Raw genomic sequence first — 19,685 nt, forward strand, 5'->3', positions numbered from 1 at the left:
GCGGAGCTCATGTCTGTCGCGATGGCTGGCCTTTCTCGGTTGGCACTTATGCCATCGCCGGCCTGTTGCCTCGCCCATTCCACTGGCCGCGAAATCAAGAGAATGTTCGCGACCATCAACTCTAAGGGCGTCTGCGTCTAAAATGATACCAGCCCAATCCGGCGTCAATAGAGCAATGTAGGTGCCCCGACGTGGCGTGATTGACGTGCTGGTAGGCCGACAAAGCATCAGGTGCGGATGTTGGGGTCTGGGTGATGCAACGCACAAATCCGTGCTGGTGCACAATTCACCCAACCGTGAGTGCAGCCTTGCGCCGCAAGCGCTAGACTTTGCGAGGCAGGTCGCGACGGGTTCCGTCCGGCCAGGCTCGTTCGTTGAACCTGGGTTGCCGTACTCGACCCATCGCGTTTCCTGCTCGTCAGGCGGACACGCGTGGCTGGAAAGCGCGTGTTATCGAAACCGCGATTTTCAGCACGGGAGGGTCCGTTCATGGCCACTCTGTACTCCCACGGCCTCATCAGGCGGCACGTATTCGGCGAAGCGGCCTCCTATCCCATTCGCAAGATCGGCCTGTCCGACCTGACCGAGGCCTTGCGCCTGGGTTGGGAGGATTTCCAGGCGATGCCGAGTCACGCGATCGTCGTGTGCGTGATTTATCCCGTTCTCGGTCTCGTCCTGTTCAGGATGGTTCTCGGCTACTCGGTGCTGCCGCTACTGTTTCCACTGGCCGCCGGCTTTGCCTTGATCGGCCCGTTTGCCGCGATCGGTCTCTACGAACTCAGCCGTCGGCGCGAGCGCGGCGAGGAGGTCGATGCATGGGATGCGGTCAAGGTGCTGCGCGCACCGTCGTTCGGCGCCATGGTAGAACTCGGCGTGCTCCTGCTGGTCCTGTTCGGGGCTTGGATCGGTGTCGCGAACGCAATCTATGTCTCAATCTTCGGTCATGCGGCGGCCGCAAGCATTCCCGACTTCGCAACGCGCGTGCTGACGACGCCGGAAGGCTGGTCGCTCATCATCGTCGGTTGCGGTGTCGGCTTCCTGTTTGCGGTTGTGGCTTTGTGCGTCAGCGTCGTGTCGTTTCCGTTGATGCTCGACCGGCATGCGACTGCGATCGACGCGATCCGCACCTCGCTCCGAGCGGTGGCGGCGAATCCGGTTGCGATGGCCGGATGGGGCCTCATCGTGGCGGCGCTGCTCGTGATCGGCTCGGTACCGCTCTTTGTCGGTCTCGCTGTCGTTCTGCCGGTGCTTGGCCATGCCACCTGGCACCTCTATCGGCGGGTGGTCGAGCCCAATCCGAATCCACCGGACGAGCCGCCGCCGCCCCCGAAGGGAAAGCGCTACGCAGCGGACTTTCCGGCCAATCTCTTCCCCTGGAGTCGTGAGGGCGAGCAGTAACAGTGAAACGGCCGCGCCTTGCGACCGTCTTCGCGAGGCGTGACGGTTAGGGCCTACTTCTGCTGCTGCGGCAGGAAGCTCGGGCCGACCGAGCGGATCGGCTTGTTCTCTGACGAGGTCGTGGGGGATGCATCCGCCGGCGGCGTCGCAGGCGGTGCGGTGGCCGTCGTCGGTGCGGACGCTGCACCCTTCTTGGTCGTCGCGGCAGGCGTGCCCTTGTTGAGCCGCTGCTGCTGCATCTTCTTGGCGCTCTCCTCGGTGACGATGATGTCGCCCTGCTGCTCAGCCGCCGCCTTGTCGTCGGCCGATTTCAGCGCGTCGGCCCAGGTCTGGCCCGCGGCCTTGCAGGAGCAGGACGGGTTGAACTCGCTGCGGAATTTGAACGCGGTCGGCAGCGCCGTGTAGGGCTGGCCGCTGGTGGAGACCGCGGAGTTCATGTCCTCGCCGGGATTGCGATGGGTGTAGAGCACGGCTTCGGCGGCCGGGCACAGCGCCTTGCAGGTCTTCTCGTCGTCGGGAAAGCGCGCCGGCACGGTCGCAAACGAGACCGGGAAGTACGCGCCGTCGCAGGTGCGCACGCACACGGTGCGGTAGGTGCCGGATTGCGGGCCGAGATCGGAGGGCGGCAAGCTTTGCGGATTGTTGGGGTTGTTGCCGCCGCCGAATAGATTGCTCAGGAAGTTGCCGCCGCCCTGTGACTGCGCGGCGTTGGCATATTGCGGGCCGCAATTGTTCTGGGCGAGCGCCGACAGCACCGAGCGGCGCTGATTGTCGCGCTCCGGGCTGAAGCCGCCCGAGCCGCCGCGCAGGCGCTCGAGATTGCCGGTGATCTGGTCCAGATTGGCGCGCATCTGCTGGATCTGGGTGTTGACCGGACCGCATTGTGCCGACTGGCCGTTGAACAGCGAGAAGAAGCCGGAGGAATCGCAGCCCATGCGCTTGGCCTGCATGGTGACGCGGTCGAGCTCGGCCTGCTGCTTGGCCTGGGAATCCTGGTAACGGCGGATCTGGTCTTCGCGCGCGGGGTCACCGCCGCCGCCGCCACGATCGAGCGCGGCAAGCTGGCCTTCCAGCCGCGCGCACATCGGATTGGGTCCAAGTCCGTTCTGGCCGGGCTGAGGCGGCGGGCCGGCCTGCGCGAGAGCGCCATTGGCGAGCACGACCGTGCTCAGGAGCACGGTGCAGGCAAGGAGCGAGCGGGCACGGGAGAGAGACAAAAATTCAGGCATATCCGCCATTCTAGCGAGGTCACGGCCCAGCGTGATCTGGGGGCCGAAGCGCGCCCTCCAATAGCCGCTTCCTGCGGCATCGTCACGTCGTTTCAGGGGCCGAAGACTGGTCCTAAGGTCCGCCAGCTCCGAGGGAATTCAGCGCTGGCAGGTGATTGCGACATATTCGTCGCAATGGCCATGGGAGCAGTTTGCGCCGGTTTTGGGGACAGAGCCGGTAATTTCGTCGGGATCGACCCGCCGGTAGGCCGAAGCCTGGGCAAAATCGCGTGACTGGCAGTAGGTCCGCGCGACCTGCGCCCCGCATTTGTCGCCCCTGGCCAGGCACTGGTCGACGCCGTAGCCGTCGGCCTGGTTGGCGATGATGAAGACGCGGGTCTCGGCGAAAGCGCTGGATGCCGCGACGATGGAGGCACAGGAGACGAGCGCGAACAGGGATCGCATGGGTGCACCGGGGGCTGGGGGGACCGCCGGGTTCCGAATAAACTCAAAAGGTTAAGGATGATGAACCATCAAGACGGGCGCCTGCGCATTGCGGAGACAAGACGGCATTTTCGCGGCTCTCTTGACGCGGGGCCGCCTCATAGCCCATATGTTCGCGCATGAACGGTCTCCTCGCCATTTGCATCATTTGCGAGATTACGAGCTAGCGATTCGCTGGCTGGAGCCGTCTTTTCTCAAACACATTGAGAGCACTGGACGCCCGGCCAACAGCCGACGGGTATCCATATGGAATTACGCCTCTACGATACGCTGAGCCGGGAAAAGCGCACCTTCGTACCGATCGATGCGAAGGACGTCCGCATGTATGTCTGCGGGCCGACCGTCTATGACTTTGCCCATATCGGCAATGCGCGGCCGGTGATCGTGTTCGACGTGCTGTTTCGGCTGCTGCGCCACACTTACGGCGAGGCGCACGTCAAATATGTCCGCAACATCACCGACGTCGACGACAAGATCAACGACCGCGCCGCGCGCGACTTTCCCGGCCTGCCGCTGAACGAGGCGATCCGTGAGGTCACCGAGCAGACCGGCAAGCAGTTTCACGCCGACGTCGATGCGCTGGGTGCACTTCGGCCGAGCGTCGAGCCGCGCGCGACCGAGCATATCGCCGAAATGCGCGAGATCATCGAGAAGCTCGTTGCCGGCGGCTTTGCCTATGTCGCCGAGGATCACGTGCTGTTCTCGCCGCAGGCGATGAACGCGGCCAACTCCTCCCTGCCGCGCTATGGCGCGCTGTCCAATCGCTCGCTGGACGAGATGGTCGCCGGCGCCCGCGTCGATGTCGCCCCCTACAAGAAGGGCAACACCGACTTCGTGCTGTGGAAGCCGTCGAAGCCCGGCGAGCCGTCATGGCCGTCGCCGGCCGGCATCACCGCGCAGGGGCGTCCGGGCTGGCACATCGAGTGCTCGGCCATGGCCTGGAAGCATCTCGGCGAGCATTTCGACATCCATGGCGGCGGCATCGATCTCGTGTTTCCGCATCACGAGAACGAAGTCGCGCAGACCTGCTGCGCCTTCCACCGTGAGCGCATGGCGAATTACTGGATGCACAACGGCTTCCTTCAGGTCGAGAGCGAGAAGATGTCGAAGTCGCTCGGCAACTTCATCACCATCCATGAGCTGCTCGCGGATTGGCCGGGCGAGGTGTTGCGCCTGAACATGCTGAAGACGCATTACCGCTCGCCGATCGACTGGACCATGAAGTCGCTGGAGGAGAGCGCCAAGACGCTCGACGACTGGTATCGCGTCGCGGCCGACGTTGCCTCCGGCCAGCCGGCGGCCTCCGTGGTCGAGCCGCTGCTCGACGACCTCAACACGCCGCTGGCAATCGCGGCGCTGCATGGCCTGCGCAATAGCGATGTGACCGCGCTCGCGGGCTCATTGCGGCTGCTCGGCTTCCTCTCAGAGAGTGCCGCGCAGTGGGAAGGGCGCAAGCAGCAGGCGAGCGGAGTCGATGCCGGGGAGGTCGAACGCCTGATCTCGGAGCGGACGGCCGCCCGTGGCCGCAAGGACTTCGCGGAGTCCGACCGGATCCGCGATCTGCTCGCCGCGATGGGGGTTGCGATCAAGGATTCCAAGGAAGGGACCACTTGGGAGATCGCGCGATGAAGCGGCCCGACACGCCATTTCCGCGGCACTGGCTCTATTACATCGCGCTGAAGGTCCTGCTGCTCGGCGCAGCGGTGGCGATCGTGCTGAAACTCTATGGGATGTGGTGAAGACGATGGGACAGACTTTGCCAAAGCCCGGTTTGCGGCCCTTCCTGCCCGATGACGTGCCGGTACTTGCGGCGATCTTCACCGCCAGCATCGAGGAGCTGACCGGCGACGATTATAGCGAAGCGCAGCAGCAGGCCTGGATGGGGGCGGCCGAGGACGAGGAGTTCGGCAAGCGGCTCGCGGCCGACCTGACGCTGATCGCGACGCTCGACGGCTCGCCGGTTGGTTTTGCTTCGCTGCGCGGCACCGATCACATCCGCATGCTCTATGTGCATCCGGCGGTCAGCCGGCAGGGCATCGCGACCCTGCTGGTCGATGCGCTGGAGAAGCTCGCCGGCGGCCGCGGCGCGACCAGCCTCTCGGTCGACGCCAGCGACACCGCGCAGGGCTTCTTCGCCAAGCGAGGCTACACCGCCCAGCAGCGCAACAGCGTCACCATGAACGACGAGTGGCTCGCCAACACCACCATGAAGAAGACGCTCGGAGCAGCGCCATGAGCAAGGAGCGCCTTTATCTGTTCGACACCACGCTGCGCGACGGCGCGCAGACCAACGGTGTCGACTTCACGCTGGCCGACAAGCAAATCATCGCGGCGATGCTCGATGACCTCGGCATCGACTATGTCGAGGGGGGCTATCCCGGCGCCAATCCGACCGACACCGAGTTCTTCGGCACCAGGCCGAAGCTCAGCCATGCGCGCTTCACCGCCTTCGGCATGACGCGCCGGGCAGGGCGCTCGGTCTCCAACGATCCCGGCGTTGCCGGCCTCCTGGAGGCCAAGGCGGATGCGATCTGCTTCGTGGCGAAATCATCCGCCTATCAGGTGCGCGTCGCGCTGGAGACGACGAAGGAGGAAAACCTCGCCTCGATCCGCGACAGCGTCGCCGCCGCAAAGGCCGCCGGCCGCGAGGTCATGCTCGACTGCGAGCATTTCTTCGACGGCTACAAGGAGGACGCGGCGTTCGCGCTCGCCTGCGCCAAGGCCGCCTTCGAGGCCGGCGCGCGCTGGGTGGTGCTGTGCGACACCAATGGCGGCACCATGCCTGATGAGGTCGAAGCCATCGTCACCGAGGTGACGAAGCACATCCCCGGCGATCACGTCGGCATCCACGCCCATAACGACACCGAACAGGCCGTGGCGAATTCGCTTGCCGCGGTGCGCGCCGGGGCGCGGCAGATTCAGGGCACGCTGAACGGTCTCGGCGAGCGCTGCGGCAACGCCAATCTCTGCTCGCTGATCCCGACGCTGAAATTGAAGAAGGACTTTGCCGACGCCTTCGAGATCGGCGTCACGTCCGAGAAGCTGGCGACGCTGGTCAAAGTCTCGCGCACGCTCGACGATATGCTCAACCGCGTGCCGAACCGGCATGCGGCCTATGTCGGTGAGAGCGCCTTCGTCACCAAGACCGGCATTCATGCCTCCGCCGTGCTGAAGGATCCGCAGACCTATGAGCATGTGTTGCCGGAGTTGGTCGGCAATCACCGCAAGGTGCTGGTGTCCGACCAGGCCGGACGCTCGAACGTCATCGCCGAACTCGATCGCGCCGGTATCGCCTATGAGAAGAGCGATCCCAAGCTGACGCGCCTCGTCGAGGAATTGAAGGAGCGCGAAGCCGCCGGCTACGCTTATGAATCCGCCAACGCCTCGTTCGAGCTTTTGGCGCGCCGCACGCTCGGCAAGGTGCCGCATTATTTCGAGGTCGAGCAGTTCGACGTCAATGTCGAGCAGCGCTACAACGCGCTCGGTGAGCGCGTCACGGTCGCTTTGGCCGTGGTCAAGGTCGACGTCGCCGGCGAGCATCTGATCTCGGCCGCCGAAGGCAACGGTCCCGTCAACGCGCTCGACGTTGCGCTCCGCAAGGACCTCGGCAAGTACCAGAAATACATCGAGGGCTTGACGCTGATCGATTACCGCGTGCGTATCCTCAACGGCGGCACCGGCGCGGTCACGCGCGTGCTGATCGAGAGCGAGGACGAGAACGGCGACAGCTGGACCACGGTCGGCGTCTCCCCCAACATCATTGACGCCTCGTTCCAGGCGCTGATGGATTCGGTGATCTACAAGCTCGTGAAGTCGGGGGCGCCGGCGTAGGACCCGCAACGGCTGTCATACCCCGCGAAAGCGGGGTATCCAGTACGCCGCGGCTTCTCAGTAGCTCTCGGGCGTCTCGGAATACTGGATCGCCCGGTCAAGCCGGGCGATGACCGCGGAGAGTGAGGAGAGGGGCAGGGCATGATCGACCACATCTCCGTCGGCGTCAGCGATCTCGATCGTGCCGCAAGATTCTACGAGGCAACGCTTGCGGCCCTCGGGCTCGCGCGCCTCGTCACGCGGCCGCGGACGGTCGGCTTCGGCAAGGCCTATCCGGAATTCTGGATCAATCTGCGCGAAGCCATGCCGCGCGTGGCGCCTTCGAGCGGCGTGCACATCTGCCTGCGGGCGAAAACAACGAGTGAGGTCGATGCGTTTCATGCCGCCGCGCTGTCTGCCGGCGGCGCATCCGACGGTGCGCCGGGAATCCGGCCGCACGACCGCGTGCGCTATTATGCGGCGTTCGTCACCGACCCTGATGGTAACCGGATCGAGGCGGTGACGTTTCCGGCGGAGTGACTAGAGCTTGCGCGCGACTTCCGGGGCGAGCTGCTTTTCCGCCTCGGCGATCTGGGCCGCAGCCGCCTTCAGCTTCGGCAGGATCTCCTCGACGCGATCGGCCTTGAGGATGTCGATCGAAAGTCCGGCACGGATGAACTCGGTCTGGCGCATGTGCGACAAGAGCGAGAACAGCGGCTCCCAGAAATTATCGATATTGGCGAGCAGCACCGGCTTGGCGTGACGGCCGAGCTGCTTCCAGGTCATCTGCTCGACCAGCTCCTCCAGCGTGCCGACGCCGCCCGGCAGCGCCACGAAGGCGTCGGAGCGCTCGAACATCAGCCGCTTGCGCTCGTGCATGTCGGGGGTGACGATCATCTCCTGCACGCGGGTCAACGCATTCTCCCGCTTCCGCAGGAATTCGGGAATGATGCCGGTGACGATGCCGCCGTGATCCAGCACGGAGGTCGCGACCGAGCCCATCAGGCCGAGCGAACCGCCGCCATAGACCAGGCGGATGTTGTTCTCGGCGAGCGCCTTGCCGAACGCCTTGGCGCCTTCGGTGAAGTGGGGATTGGTTCCGGGGCCGGAGCCGCAATAGACACAGACGGTTTTGATCGTGCTCATTGGTGCCATGATGCATTGCAGCGAAGGGGCGTCAAGTCCAATCGGTGATTCGGACCACCCGGAAATCTACCGGTAAATGGCGACAAACAATCGAAGATTCGCCATCTGGCGGGGTGCGCGGGCATCGGGAAAGCTCTATATGACAGGCGAAAATCGTTAATCGCAGTGACGCCCGCATCCGGCGGGCTTTCAGGCTCTTTGATGGACCAACCTCAATCGTTCGACGGCGCCGACGTTCCTGACCCCGTCGGCGGGCCGCTGGAGCGGGCCACGCTGATGGGCACGCTGGCGCATCTGTGGCCCTATATCTGGCCGGGCGACCGCTTCGACCTGAAGATGCGCGTGGTCTGGTCGCTGGTGCTGCTGTTGGCCGCCAAGCTGATCACGCTGGCCGTGCCGTTCAGCTTCAAATGGGCGATCGATGCGCTGACCGGCGCCGACACCGCGCCGGTGCAGGCGGGCAACTGGCATCTCTGGGTGATCGCCTCGCCGCTATTGCTGACGGCGAGCTACGGCGCGATGCGCATCGTGATGGCGGTGCTGACGCAATGGCGCGACGGCATCTTTGCCCGCGTCGCCATGCATGCGGTGCGCAAGCTCGCCACCATCACCTTCATCCACATGCACGAGCTGTCGCTGCGCTTTCACCTGGAGCGCAAGACCGGCGGCCTGACGCGCGTGCTCGAGCGCGGCCGCGAGGGCATCGAGGTCATCGTGCGCATGGTGATCCTTCAGCTGATCCCGACCATCGTCGAAGTCACGCTGCTGATGGCCGTGCTGCTCTGGCAGTTCGACTGGCGCTACGTGGTCGCGACCCTGATCACGGTCACGGTCTACATGTACTACACCTACGTCGCGACCGAGTGGCGGATCGGCATCCGCCGCAAGATGAACGATTCCGACACCGAGGCGAACACCAAGGCGATCGACTCGCTGCTCAACTACGAGACCGTGAAATATTTCAGCGCCGAGGCCCGAGAGGCGCAGCGCTACGACCGCTCCGTGGCACGCTACGAGGAGTCGAGTATCCAAGCCTATACCTCGCTCGCGGTGCTCAACACCGGCCAGGCCGTGATCTTCACGCTGGGACTGACCGCGACCATGCTGATGTGCGCGATCGGCATCCGCAACGGCACCAACACGGTCGGCGATTTCGTGCTGGTCAACGCCATGATGATCCAGCTCTACCAGCCGCTGAATTTCATGGGCATGGTCTATCGCGAGATCAAGCAGGCCATCATCGACATCGAGAAGATGTTCAACGTGCTGGGCCGCGAGGCCGAGATCAAGGACGTGCCGGGCGCAAAGCCGCTGGTGATCTCCGCCGGCACGGTGCGCTTCGAGGACGTGCGCTTTGCCTATGAGCCGACGCGGCCGATCCTGAAAGGCATCAGCTTCGAGGTGCCCGCCGGCAAGACGGTTGCGATCGTCGGTCCCTCGGGCGCGGGCAAGTCGACCATCTCGCGCCTCTTGTTCCGCCTCTACGACGTTTCCGGCGGCAAGATCCTGATCGACGGCCAGGATATCCGCGCGGTGACGCAGGATTCACTGCGTGCGTCGATCGGCATGGTGCCGCAAGACACCGTGCTGTTCAACGACACCATCCGCTACAACATCCGCTACGGCCGCTGGGATGCCGACGACGCCGAGGTCGAAGAGGCGGCGCGGCTGGCGCAGATCGATCATTTCATCCGCATGGCGCCGAAGGGCTACGAGACCCAGGTCGGCGAGCGCGGCCTGAAACTGTCGGGCGGCGAGAAGCAGCGCGTCGCGATCGCGCGGACTGTTCTGAAGGCGCCGCCGATCCTGGTGCTGGACGAGGCGACCTCGGCGCTCGACACCCACACCGAGCACGAGATCCAGGGTGCGCTCGACCGCGTGGCGAAGAACCGCACCTCGCTGGTGATCGCACACCGGCTTTCGACCATCGTCGGTGCCGACGAGATCATCGTGCTGGACCAGGGGCGGATCGCCGAGCGCGGCACCCACGCCCTGCTGCTCGCGCAGGGCGGTCTCTATGCCAGCATGTGGAACAGGCAGCGCGAGGCCGAGGCGGCACGCGAGAAACTGGCCAAAATGGCCGATGCCAGCGAGGCGCCCAACCGGGAGCCGCCGCCGGTCGACGACGCCCTGACGGCGCCGGCGGCCGCGGAGTGACCTTGTCTCCGGTCCCAACTCTGGCCTAAACAACTCCGGCGCGAGACGACCCGCGCGCCATCAACCCATGAGCGGCAGATAGCGATGTCCATTCTCGATTCGATCCAGCGTCAGATCCCGCCGATCCACAAGGAGGGCTATCCCTTCATCGGCGGCTTTGCGCTGGCAAGCCTCGTCCTGTTCTGGCTGTGGTCGCCCCTGGGATGGATCGGCACGATCCTGACCGTGTGGTGTGCGCTGTTCTTCCGCGACCCCGTGCGCGTGACGCCGGTGCGCGAGGGGCTCGTGGTGTCGCCGGCCGACGGCCGCGTCTCGATGATCACCATGGCGCTGCCGCCGGCCGAGCTCGGGCTCGGCGACCGGCCGCTTCCGCGCATCTCGGTGTTCATGAGCGTGTTCAACTGCCACGTGAACCGCAGCCCGATCGCGGGCAGGGTGGACCGCATCGCCTACCGGCCTGGCCTGTTCATCAATGCCGAGCTCGACAAGGCGAGCGAGGACAATGAGCGCAACTCGCTGGTCATCACGACGCCGACGGCGCGGATCGGCGTGGTGCAGATCGCAGGGCTCGTCGCCAAGCGCATCGTCTGCTTCGTGAAGGAAGGCCAGGCGATCGGTGCCGGCGAGCGCTTCGGCCTGATCCGCTTCGGCTCGCGGCTCGACGTCTATCTGCCGGTTGGCACCAAGGCGCTGGTGTCGGAAGGCCAGACCGCGATCGCCGGCGAGACGATTTTGGCCGATCTGACCGCCGAGGACCCGAGCCGCGCCTACCGCGCCAATTAACCAATAAGTCGGTATTCGGGGGCCTTCCGCCGCAATGGCGCAGGGGAACGCAGCTTGCTATATCTCGCCCTGAGGTGAGGACCAGCAATGACGCCCTATGACTTCAAATACCCCGATACGCGCCGCCGGCGGTTCCGCCCGATCCCGGTGCGGATGCTGGTGCCCAACGTCATCACGCTGCTGGCGATCTGCGCCGGCCTGACCTCGATCCGCCTGTCGATCGAGGGGCGGATGTCGCTCGCGGTCTACGCCATTGTGTTCGCGGCCGCGCTCGACGGCATCGACGGCCGCATCGCGCGCATGATCAAGGGCCAGTCCAAGTTCGGCGCCGAGCTCGATAGCCTCGCCGACTTCGTCAATTTCGGCGTCGCGCCCGGCCTGATGCTGTATTTCTGGCAGCTGCACGAGCTCGGCAACGCCGGCTGGATCGCCGCCATGGTGTTCGCGATCTCCGGCGGCCTGCGGCTGGCGCGCTTCAACGCCACCATGGACGATCCCAACAAGCCGGCCTTCGCCGCGAATTTCTTCACCGGCGTGCCGGCACCGGCAGGCGCGATCACGGTGCTGTTGCCGATCTATGTCGCCTTCCTCGATCTCGGCCGCACCCCTGCGGCGGTGACGGCGGCCTATACGCTGCTGATCGCCTTCCTGATGGTCTCGCGCCTGCCGGTGTTCTCCGGCAAGACCAAGCGCATGCGCGTGCCGCCCGAGCTGGTGCTGCCGGCGTTCGTCGCGGTGATCGTCTTCATCGCGATCCTGATCGCTTATCCCTGGCACGTGCTCTCGGTGGGCACGGTGTTGTATCTCCTCGCACTGCCGCTGGGCTACAAATCCTATCGCGACCAGGCGCGCGCGATGGAAGCCGGCGCGCCGTCGGGAGGCGAGGTCTCGTCGCCGCCGTCGGCGCCGACGCTGGCCAATTTGTCGGAGCCGCCGCAAGAGGACGACCGGCCCGGACGGCTGCACTAAGCGGCCACACGCGGATATCTGCCATGAGGCCACCTGAGTTGGGTTGAGACCCGATCTCGGCTATATCGCCTCGTGCCGGCGGCACCGCGCCAACAGCGGCCGCCAATCTGGGAGAGAACGCCGTGACTGATAAAGCGACCGGGCCGCTGCCCGCTTCCGTCCTCGAAGCGCTGGGCCGCTATGACACGCCGACGATCTGCAATGCCATGGAGATCGTGGCGCCCGAGCGCCGCCTGATCGGCTACACCACCAAGCAGTTGGTCTGCCCGTTCCCCGACCTGCCGCCGATCGTCGGCTATGCCCGTACGGTCGCGATCCGCTCGGTGCTGAAGTCTTCGCTGCCTGCGGAAGAGCAGTCGAAGCGCCGCATCGAATATTACGAATATGTCGGCACCGGTCATGGTCCGCGCATCTCGGTGATCCAGGACATCGACGGCCCCGATGTCGGCTACGGCGCGTTCTGGGGCGAGGTGCAGAGCAACGTGCACAAGGCGCTCGGTTGTCTCGGCGTCATCACCGACGGCTCGATCCGCGATATCCCGCAATGGGCCCCGGGCTTCCAGGCGCTCGCCGGCTCGATCGGCCCGTCGCACGCCTGGGTGCATGCGGAGAGCTTTGGCGGTGAGGTCCGCGTCGCCGGCATGACCGTGAAGTCCGACGATCTGATCCATGCCGACCAGCACGGCGCCATCGTGATCCCGCTCGACATCGCCGCAAAGCTGCCCGAAGCCGCCGAGCTCTGCGGCCGCCGCGAGACGCCGATCCTGGAGATCGCCCGCAGCCCCGACTTCTCGCTGGAGAAGCTGAAGGCCGCGCTGAAGCGCTCGGCGGAAATCCACTAAGCAAGCGACTGAACGACCTACGGCCGCGATGCCGGCCGCGGGCCGTGCTGTTCCGTCAGAAACAGGGCGGCCTGATCCGGCTCGCCGAAGACGGCGGCGGCGCATCCGATCAGGGCAAAGCCGCCGGCAAGATCCCAGAGGGTGATGTCGTCCACGTTGTCCGGAACGCGCAACAGACGCGCTGCGATCACGGCGAAGGCCGCCTCGACGAAGAGCAGGACGCTGAACGCCGGCAGGACCAGCTCCGGATCGAGCAGATGCAGCGCCAGCACCGCCGGCAGCGCGGTGAGAAGACCGAACAGCGTCAACATTGCAATGGCTCCCGCCATGGGCATGCCGCATGGCCAGAAGACACCAAATGATCTTTCGCCTCGATGTGGCGCAGGGCCGCAGCCGTCGCGTCGGCGCGCATTTATGGTTAGCGAAGTGTTGAAATTCCTGCCGCTGGACGGCAATCGCGGCGCCCGACAACGGCGGGTAGCACGCTGTCCGGACTTAACCTTTACGCGGATTTAAGGGTGGCGCTCTAGGGTTCCTGATGCGGTTCGGGGTTGGGCCGCGCCAGCGGCCAGGACGGCCGTTGTTGCGTACGCGTTGGAGTCTCCCATGGATATCATGACGGGCGTTGGGCTCACGGCCGGCATCATCGTCATCACCGCGATGATCTTCATGGGTGGCGATCTCCACATGTTCATCTCCGAACATGCAATGATCATCATCTTCGGCGGCTCGATCTCCGCCACCATGATCCGCTTTCCGCTCTCGGCGCTCCTGCACGGCCTTCCGCTCGGCGCCAAGTTCGCCTTCACCATGAGCCGCCTGTCGGCGCACGACCTCGTCGACGAGCTCGCCCGCATCGCCGAGATCGCCCGCAAGCAGGGCCCGGTGGGTCTCGAAAAGGTCGAGACCGACGAACCGTTCCTCGCCAAGGGCATCCGCTACGTCGCCGACGGCTACGACCTCGACTTCATCCGCGACAATCTCGAGCGCGACCGCGACAACTTCCTGATGCACCTCGACGAGGGCAGCAAGATCTACCGCGCCATCGGCGACTGCGCCCCGGCGTTCGGCATGATCGGCACCCTGATCGGCATGGTGCAGATGTTCGCCAACATGACCGACCCCTCCAAGCTCGGCCCGTTCATGGCGACCGCGCTGCTCGCGACGCTCTACGGCGCGCTCGTCGCCAACCTGTTCTGTCTGCCGATCGCCGACAAGCTGCACGGCAAGCTGCTCGACGAGGAGACCAACCGCACGCTGATCATCGACGGCATCCTGATGATCCGCGACTCCAAGAGCCCGACCCTGGTGCGCGAAATGCTGCTGGCCTACCTGCCGGAGAAGCATCGCCACGCCGAGGGCGAGCCGGTGCCGGCGTAAGCCTGCCCGCCGGGATTTCGAGATATGGCCAAGAAGAAACGCGGCGATGCTCACGGCGGTGGTCACGGCTGGTTCGTGACCTTCGCCGACCTCATGGGCCTGATGATGAGCTTCTTCGTGATGCTCGTCGCATTCTCGACGCAGGACGCCAACAAGCTGAAGATCGTCGCGGGATCGATGCGCGATGCCTTCGGCGTGCAGAGCGAGGCGCGCTACGCCGGCATCGTCGAGTCCGACGGTCTGCCGACTCGCCCGCGGCTGAAGAACGTCGACCACATCCAGCCCGAGGATGCCTCCAACACGCCGACGCCGGACCAGGAGGATCGCGACCGCACGTCGGGCGCCAAGATCAAGGTCGACCGTAATTTCGCGCTCGCCGCAGCTTCGCTGCGCCAGGCGCTGCAGGACATGCCGGAACTGACCGAGATGTCCAAGCACATCATGTTCGAGGAGACCAAGCAGGGCCTCAACCTCGAGATCGTCGACCAGGACGGCCGTTCGATGTTCGCCGACGGCTCCAAGGTGCCCTATGACCGCACCCGCCGCCTGGTCGAGAAGCTCGCCATACCGCTCAAGGCAACGCCACTCCGCGTCTCCATTGCCGGCCACACCGCGGCTGGATTCGTGCCGACCCGCAGCGATTACGGTGCCTTCGATCTGTCGGCCGACCGCGCCAATGCCGTGCGCCAGATCCTCGAACGCGAGGGGTTGCCGCCGTCCCACATCTTCGCCGTCTCCGGCAAGGCGGATACCCAGCCGCTGTTTCCGGACGATCCCTCGCTCGCGGCCAACCGGCGGGTGACCATCACCCTGATGCGCGAAGATCCGCCGCTGCCGCCGAATCTGAAGCCCTAATCCTCTTGCGCTACCATCTTACCTGAGGCATCTCGTCGCGCTAACGACGAGGTCGCCGCGTCGTCACCGCATGCGTGTCGATGCCTGCTATGCTGTGCCGATTGACAGGCGCGCAGGAAGCGTCAAAAGGCGCCGGATCAATTCCAGGGAAGAAGCGTTTTCCACTTTCATGACGGCGAGCATCACACAGGCCGAGACCCAGGACGGGCAACCGGTCAAATCAGGCTTTTGGGCCCTTACGCTCGGGAGCATCGGCGTCGTCTTCGGCGATATCGGCACCTCGCCGCTCTACGCATTCCACGAGGCGGTCAGGGGGGCCGCCCATGGTGAGGCAGTCACGCGGGGCATGGTGCTCGGGGTGCTCTCGCTGATCCTGTGGGCGCTCTTTATCGTCGTCACCGCCAAATACGTGCTGCTGCTGTTGCGCGCCGACAATAACGGGGAGGGCGGCACGCTCTCGCTGATGGCGCTCGGCCAGCGCGCGCTCGGGCGACGGAGCTGGTTCCTGCTCGCGCTCGGCGTGGTCGGCGCCTCCATGTTCATCGGCGATTCCATGATCACCCCGGCGATCTCGGTGCTGTCGGCGGTCGAGGGCCTGAAGCTCGCCACCCCCGCGTTCGAGCACTATGTCGTGCCGCTGACCGTCTTCATCCTGGCGCTGTTGTTCGCGGTGCAGAGCAAGGGAACCGCGCTGGTGGCCTCGGCCTTTGGGCCGGTGATGGTGATCTGGTTCACCTGTCTGGCGGTGATGGGCGCTGTCCACATCGCCGACGATCCCTCGGTGCTGGCCGCGATCAATCCGTATTACGCGCTGCAATTCCTGCTGTCGCACGGCACGATCGGCCTGGTGACGCTGGGCGCCGTGTTCCTGGCGGTGACCGGCGGCGAGGCGCTTTACGCAGACCTCGGCCATTTCGGCCGCAAGCCGATCCAGTCGGCCTGGATGTTCTTCGTGCTGCCTTCGCTCTTGATCAACTATTTCGGGCAGGGCGCGCTGGTGCTCTCCGATCCGAGTGCGATCGAACATTCCTTCTACCGCATGGTGCCCGAGCATCTGGTGCTGCCGCTGGTCGGCCTGGCGACCGCCGCGACCGTGATCGCGAGCCAGGCGGTGATCACCGGCGCCTATTCGCTGGTCTATCAGGCGGTGCAGCTCGGCCTGCTGCCGCGCTTCGAGGTGCGCTACACGTCTGAGACCCATGCCGGCCAGATCTATCTGCCGCGCGTCAACCGGCTGCTGCTGATCGGCGTGATGCTGCTGGTGCTGCTGTTCCACACTCCCAGCAATTTGGCGTCGGCGTATGGCATCGCGGTCTCCACCACCATGGTCGCCGACGGCGTCATGGGTTTTGTCGTGATCTGGAAATTGTGGAACTGGCGTGCCGCGACGGCTGCGGCGGTGATCGTGCCTTTCGTCGTCGTCGACATCAGCTTCTTCAGCGCCAATCTCCTGAAGCTGCTCGAAGGCGCCTGGGTGCCGCTGCTGTTCGGCGCCGCCATGGCCGGGACGATCTGGACCTGGCGACGGGGCTCGGGGATTCTGATCCAGAAGACGCGCCGGATCGAGGTGCCGCTGGACGATCTGATCCGGAGCCTGGAGAAGCGGCCGCCGCACATCGTCAAGGGCACCGCGGTGTTCCTCACCAGCGATCCCTCTTTCGTGCCGACCGCGCTGCTGCACAATCTCAAGCACAACAAGGTGCTGCACGAGCACAACGTGATCCTCACCATCGAGACCGCGCATACACCACGGGTTGATTTGTCCGAGCGGTTCCGCATGGAGAAGATCAGCGAGAAGTTCTCCAAGGTCCGCCTGCGCTTCGGCTACATGGAGCAGCCGAACGTCCCCAAGGCGCTCGCGATCGCGCGCAAGCAGGGCTGGCAGTTCGACATCATGTCGACGTCGTTCTTCGTGTCGCGCAGGTCGCTTAAAGCTTCGGCGCAGTCGGGCATGCCGCTCTGGCAGGACCATATCTTCATCGCGCTGAGCCGGTCCGCCAACGACGCCACCGACTATTTCCAGATTCCGACCGGGCGGGTGGTTGAAGTCGGCACGCAAGTCACCATTTGAACGCGATCGGCGGACCTATGCGAATTTTGCATGGTGAGGGCCCAAAATCGGGCTAGGCTATGCCTGCAGCGCAGGACTATAAGCCCGCGCGCTCTTCCGCCGTTGTGCAGTGAAGCATTTTTAGAGGCCATCAGGCTCTCCCATGACAAGCGACGTAGCAGTTCCCGCCCCGGAAACGGCGGCGGCCAATGGGCATGGCGACGCCCACACCACGGCCGGTTTCGGTGCGCTGACGCTCGGCAGCATCGGGGTCGTCTATGGCGATATCGGCACTAGCCCGCTCTACGCGTTCCGCGAGGCCGTGACGGCGGCCTCGGGCGTCGAAGGGGTCGCCTCGCCGGCGGCCGTGCTCGGCGTGCTCTCCCTGATCCTGTGGGCGCTCATCGTCGTGGTGACGCTCAAATACGTCGTGATCCTGCTCCGCGCCGACAACAACGGCGAGGGCGGCACGCTCGCGCTGATGGCGCTGGCCCAGCGCGCGGTCGGCACCGGCGGGGCGACCATCGTCCTGCTCGGCATCATTTCCGGCGCGCTGTTCTACGGCGACGCCGTGATCACGCCGGCGCTCTCGGTACTGTCGGCGATCGAAGGCATGAAGGACGTCACCCTGACGTTCGAGCCCTACATCGTGCCGCTGACCGTCGTGATCCTGGTCGGCCTGTTCGCCGTGCAGTCGCGCGGCACCGCCCGCGTTGCCGCCTTCTTCGGTCCCGTGATGTGCGTCTGGTTCGCGGTGATTGCGATTGCGGCGATCCACCCCATCATCCAGCACCCGCAGGTGCTGTTCGCGCTGAATCCGCTCTACGCGGTGTCCTTCATGCTCCACCACGGCATCATCGGCTTCGTGACGCTGGGCGCCGTGTTCCTGGCGGTCACCGGCGCCGAGGCGCTCTATGCCGACCTCGGCCATTTCGGCAAGCGGCCGATCCAGACCGCCTGGCTGTTCATCGTGGTCCCGTCGCTGGCGCTGAACTATCTGGGGCAGGGCGCGCTCGTGCTCGGCGATCCCGGCGCGATCGAGAGCCCGTTCTTCCAGCTGTTTCCGCAAGGCTGGTTCCGCGGCGGCATGGTCGTGCTCGCCACCGCCGCCACCGTGATCGCCAGCCAGGCGGTGATCACCGGCGCCTATTCGCTGACGCGCCAGGCGATCCAGCTCGGCCTGCTGCCGCGCTTCGAAATTCGCCATACGTCGGAAGCCCATTCCGGCCAGATCTTCATCCCGCGCATCAACCAGCTGCTGCTGGTCGCGGTGGTGCTGCTGGTGCTGTTGTTCCGCTCCTCCAGCGCGCTCGCCTCCGCCTACGGCATCTCCGTCACCGGCACCATGGTGGTCACGGCGATGATGGGTTTCGTGGTGATCTGGAAGGTCTGGCGCTGGTCGCCGCTCGCCGCCGGGGCGCTGATCGCGCCGTTCCTGTTCCTCGACCTGACCTTCCTCGCCGCCAATCTGCTCAAGGTGTTCGAGGGCGGCTGGGTGCCGCTGGCGCTCGGCGCGCTCATGATCATCCTGATGTACACGTGGCGGCGCGGCAGCCGGCTCTTGTTCGAGAAGTCGCGCAAGCTCGAGTTCCCGCTCGCCGACCTCGTGGCGATGCTGGAGAAGCGGCCGCCGCAGCGCGTGCCCGGCACCGCCGTGTTCCTGACCTCGGATCCGCTCAGCGCCCCGACCGCGCTGATGCATAGTCTGAAACACTACAAGGTGCTGCACGAGAAGAATGTCATTCTCACCATCGAGACCGCGCAGACCCCGCGCATCGATCCGGCCGAGCGCGTCAGGCTGGAGCAGATCAGTCCGACCTTCTCCAAGGTGACGCTGAAGTTCGGCTTCATGGAATCGCCCAACGTGCCGAAGGCGCTGGCGATCGCCCGCAAGCTCGGCTGGCAGTTCGACATCATGTCGACCTCGTTCTTCCTGTCGCGCAGAGCGCTGAAGCCCGCCGCCCATTCCGGCATGCCGCGCTGGCAGGACCGGCTGTTCATCTCGCTCAGCCGCTCCGCCAACGATGCCACGGACTATTTCCAGATCCCTAGCGGCCGCGTGGTCGAGGTCGGAACGCAGGTGACGATCTAGGCCGGCCAGCCAAACCCGCACTTCAAGTCGCTGCGATTTAGCTTTAACTTGCGCCGCGCGGCTCAAGCCTTTGTAGCGCTTGATTTTCGTGAGCCGAGAGGCGAGGTTGCCGCCGGCCGGGATCGCCCCGGCATGCGGCTCGCGACGTTGGAGGATGATGTGGCAAACCAAGTGCAGGATCTGACCCCGGACGAGGTCTCCAAGGGTGTCGCGGAAGGGCGCTATCTGCTTGTCGACGTCCGTGAGCCGAACGAGGTCGACGCCGAGGCCTATCCCTACGGCGTCGTGGTTCCGCTCTCGACCTTCGATCCCAAGGCGATCCCCGATCCCGCCGGCAAGGAGGTCGTGTTCGCCTGCCGCTCGGGCAAACGCTCGGTGACGGCCTCGCTCGCCGCGCAGGCCGCGGGCTTGCCCTACGACAAGCATCTGGCCGGCGGCATGCTGGGCTGGAAGGCGGCAGGGCTTCCCAGCAAGGTCGGTGGCTGACCTCG

17 protein-coding genes and 1 pseudogene are annotated in these 19,685 nt (G+C 65.2%); 14 read left to right on the forward strand and 4 right to left on the reverse strand.

The features are described from left to right. The first annotated feature begins 489 nt into the window (after positions 1 to 489). Entirely contained in the window at positions 490 to 1,398 is a 909-nt protein-coding gene (locus RAD15_RS01285; protein WP_458173605.1) for a DUF2189 domain-containing protein, read from the forward strand. 53 nt (positions 1,399 to 1,451) lie between these two features. Here RAD15_RS01285 and RAD15_RS01290 read toward each other — a convergent pair whose 3' ends face one another. Further along, positions 1,452 to 2,636 carry a DUF2865 domain-containing protein gene (locus tag RAD15_RS01290; RefSeq protein ID WP_458173607.1) on the reverse strand — a complete coding sequence of 395 codons (1,185 nt, stop codon included), beginning with the start codon at positions 2,634 to 2,636 and terminating at the stop codon, positions 1,452 to 1,454. A 129-nt stretch (positions 2,637 to 2,765) separates the two neighbouring features. After that, positions 2,766 to 3,071, reverse strand: coding sequence for a hypothetical protein (locus RAD15_RS01295; RefSeq protein ID WP_458173609.1), 306 nt, complete (start codon positions 3,069 to 3,071; stop codon positions 2,766 to 2,768). Positions 3,072 to 3,356: 285 nt separating this feature from the next. Between RAD15_RS01295 and cysS the strand changes: the two genes are divergently transcribed. The 4 genes from cysS to RAD15_RS01315 all read left to right on the forward strand — a co-directional run bounded on the left by cysS (position 3,357) and on the right by RAD15_RS01315 (position 7,460). After that, positions 3,357 to 4,739, forward strand: coding sequence for a cysteine--tRNA ligase (gene cysS, locus RAD15_RS01300; RefSeq protein ID WP_458173611.1), 1,383 nt, complete (start codon positions 3,357 to 3,359; stop codon positions 4,737 to 4,739). Positions 4,740 to 4,854: 115 nt separating this feature from the next. Then, positions 4,855 to 5,346 carry a GNAT family N-acetyltransferase gene (locus RAD15_RS01305; protein ID WP_458173613.1) on the forward strand — a complete coding sequence of 164 codons (492 nt, stop codon included), beginning with the start codon at positions 4,855 to 4,857 and terminating at the stop codon, positions 5,344 to 5,346. After that, the gene (gene cimA / locus RAD15_RS01310; protein ID WP_458173615.1) at positions 5,343 to 6,941 is read left to right on the forward strand and encodes a citramalate synthase; all 1,599 of its coding nucleotides are present in this window, start codon (positions 5,343 to 5,345) and stop codon (positions 6,939 to 6,941) included. Before RAD15_RS01305 ends, cimA begins: the two co-directional genes overlap by 4 nt. Positions 6,942 to 7,082: 141 nt before the next feature. Beyond that, positions 7,083 to 7,460 (forward strand): VOC family protein, encoded by a 378-nt coding sequence (locus RAD15_RS01315; protein ID WP_458173617.1) that lies wholly within the window; start codon positions 7,083 to 7,085, stop codon positions 7,458 to 7,460. On the opposite strand, the gene RAD15_RS01320 is transcribed toward RAD15_RS01315, so the two are convergent. Continuing rightward, positions 7,461 to 8,066: an LOG family protein gene (locus RAD15_RS01320; RefSeq protein WP_458173619.1), complete on the reverse strand. Its 606-nt coding sequence runs from the start codon at positions 8,064 to 8,066 to the stop codon at positions 7,461 to 7,463. A gap of 201 nt (positions 8,067 to 8,267) precedes the next feature. Between RAD15_RS01320 and RAD15_RS01325 the strand changes: the two genes are divergently transcribed. The 4 genes and pseudogenes from RAD15_RS01325 to RAD15_RS01340 all read left to right on the forward strand — a co-directional run bounded on the left by RAD15_RS01325 (position 8,268) and on the right by RAD15_RS01340 (position 12,817). Continuing rightward, on the forward strand, positions 8,268 to 10,223 hold the full coding sequence (locus RAD15_RS01325; protein WP_458173621.1) for an ABCB family ABC transporter ATP-binding protein/permease: 1,956 nt from the start codon (positions 8,268 to 8,270) through the stop codon (positions 10,221 to 10,223). 63 nt (positions 10,224 to 10,286) lie between these two features. Next, a pseudogene (locus tag RAD15_RS01330) lies at positions 10,287 to 11,006 on the forward strand (phosphatidylserine decarboxylase); the annotation flags it as partial. Between the two features lie 87 nt (positions 11,007 to 11,093). Beyond that, a complete protein-coding gene (locus tag RAD15_RS01335; RefSeq protein ID WP_458173624.1) occupies positions 11,094 to 11,975 on the forward strand; it encodes a CDP-alcohol phosphatidyltransferase family protein in 882 nt (293 codons plus the stop codon). A gap of 122 nt (positions 11,976 to 12,097) precedes the next feature. Beyond that, positions 12,098 to 12,817, forward strand: a complete 720-nt coding sequence (locus RAD15_RS01340) for an RraA family protein (RefSeq protein ID WP_208086134.1) — start codon at positions 12,098 to 12,100, stop codon at positions 12,815 to 12,817. Between the two features lie 17 nt (positions 12,818 to 12,834). Here RAD15_RS01340 and RAD15_RS01345 read toward each other — a convergent pair whose 3' ends face one another. Further along, positions 12,835 to 13,128, reverse strand: coding sequence for a hypothetical protein (locus RAD15_RS01345; protein WP_458173626.1), 294 nt, complete (start codon positions 13,126 to 13,128; stop codon positions 12,835 to 12,837). Positions 13,129 to 13,423: 295 nt separating this feature from the next. Between RAD15_RS01345 and RAD15_RS01350 the strand changes: the two genes are divergently transcribed. From RAD15_RS01350 to RAD15_RS01370, 5 genes are all read left to right on the forward strand, one after another. Beyond that, a complete protein-coding gene (locus tag RAD15_RS01350) occupies positions 13,424 to 14,197 on the forward strand; it encodes a motility protein A (protein ID WP_018645542.1) in 774 nt (257 codons plus the stop codon). Positions 14,198 to 14,221: 24 nt separating this feature from the next. Continuing rightward, positions 14,222 to 15,052: an OmpA/MotB family protein gene (locus RAD15_RS01355; RefSeq protein ID WP_018320942.1), complete on the forward strand. Its 831-nt coding sequence runs from the start codon at positions 14,222 to 14,224 to the stop codon at positions 15,050 to 15,052. A 169-nt stretch (positions 15,053 to 15,221) separates the two neighbouring features. After that, complete coding sequence (locus tag RAD15_RS01360) at positions 15,222 to 17,123, forward strand: potassium transporter Kup (protein WP_458173628.1); 1,902 nt, start codon at positions 15,222 to 15,224, stop codon at positions 17,121 to 17,123. Positions 17,124 to 17,265: 142 nt separating this feature from the next. After that, positions 17,266 to 19,194: a potassium transporter Kup gene (locus RAD15_RS01365; protein ID WP_458173630.1), complete on the forward strand. Its 1,929-nt coding sequence runs from the start codon at positions 17,266 to 17,268 to the stop codon at positions 19,192 to 19,194. A gap of 159 nt (positions 19,195 to 19,353) precedes the next feature. Next, positions 19,354 to 19,680, forward strand: a complete 327-nt coding sequence (locus tag RAD15_RS01370) for a rhodanese-like domain-containing protein (protein ID WP_458173632.1) — start codon at positions 19,354 to 19,356, stop codon at positions 19,678 to 19,680. The last annotated feature ends 5 nt before the right edge of the window (positions 19,681 to 19,685 follow it).

It is taken from the genome of Bradyrhizobium sp. 14AA, assembly GCF_054185205.1.

Coding starts and splice junctions, on each gene's coding strand:
- RAD15_RS01355 (WP_018320942.1), top strand. CDS start 14,222: ATGGCCAAGAAGAAACGCGGCGATGCTCACGGCGGTGGTCACGGCTGG.
- RAD15_RS01365 (WP_458173630.1), top strand. CDS start 17,266: ATGACAAGCGACGTAGCAGTTCCCGCCCCGGAAACGGCGGCGGCCAAT.
- RAD15_RS01320 (WP_458173619.1), bottom strand. CDS start 8,066: ATGAGCACGATCAAAACCGTCTGTGTCTATTGCGGCTCCGGCCCCGGA.
- RAD15_RS01295 (WP_458173609.1), bottom strand. CDS start 3,071: ATGCGATCCCTGTTCGCGCTCGTCTCCTGTGCCTCCATCGTCGCGGCA.
- RAD15_RS01315 (WP_458173617.1), top strand. CDS start 7,083: ATGATCGACCACATCTCCGTCGGCGTCAGCGATCTCGATCGTGCCGCA.
- RAD15_RS01345 (WP_458173626.1), bottom strand. CDS start 13,128: ATGTTGACGCTGTTCGGTCTTCTCACCGCGCTGCCGGCGGTGCTGGCG.
- RAD15_RS01290 (WP_458173607.1), bottom strand. CDS start 2,636: ATGGCGGATATGCCTGAATTTTTGTCTCTCTCCCGTGCCCGCTCGCTC.
- RAD15_RS01350 (WP_018645542.1), top strand. CDS start 13,424: ATGGATATCATGACGGGCGTTGGGCTCACGGCCGGCATCATCGTCATC.
- RAD15_RS01305 (WP_458173613.1), top strand. CDS start 4,855: ATGGGACAGACTTTGCCAAAGCCCGGTTTGCGGCCCTTCCTGCCCGAT.
- RAD15_RS01335 (WP_458173624.1), top strand. CDS start 11,094: ATGACGCCCTATGACTTCAAATACCCCGATACGCGCCGCCGGCGGTTC.
- cimA (WP_458173615.1), top strand. CDS start 5,343: ATGAGCAAGGAGCGCCTTTATCTGTTCGACACCACGCTGCGCGACGGC.
- RAD15_RS01360 (WP_458173628.1), top strand. CDS start 15,222: ATGACGGCGAGCATCACACAGGCCGAGACCCAGGACGGGCAACCGGTC.
- RAD15_RS01325 (WP_458173621.1), top strand. CDS start 8,268: ATGGACCAACCTCAATCGTTCGACGGCGCCGACGTTCCTGACCCCGTC.
- RAD15_RS01285 (WP_458173605.1), top strand. CDS start 490: ATGGCCACTCTGTACTCCCACGGCCTCATCAGGCGGCACGTATTCGGC.
- cysS (WP_458173611.1), top strand. CDS start 3,357: ATGGAATTACGCCTCTACGATACGCTGAGCCGGGAAAAGCGCACCTTC.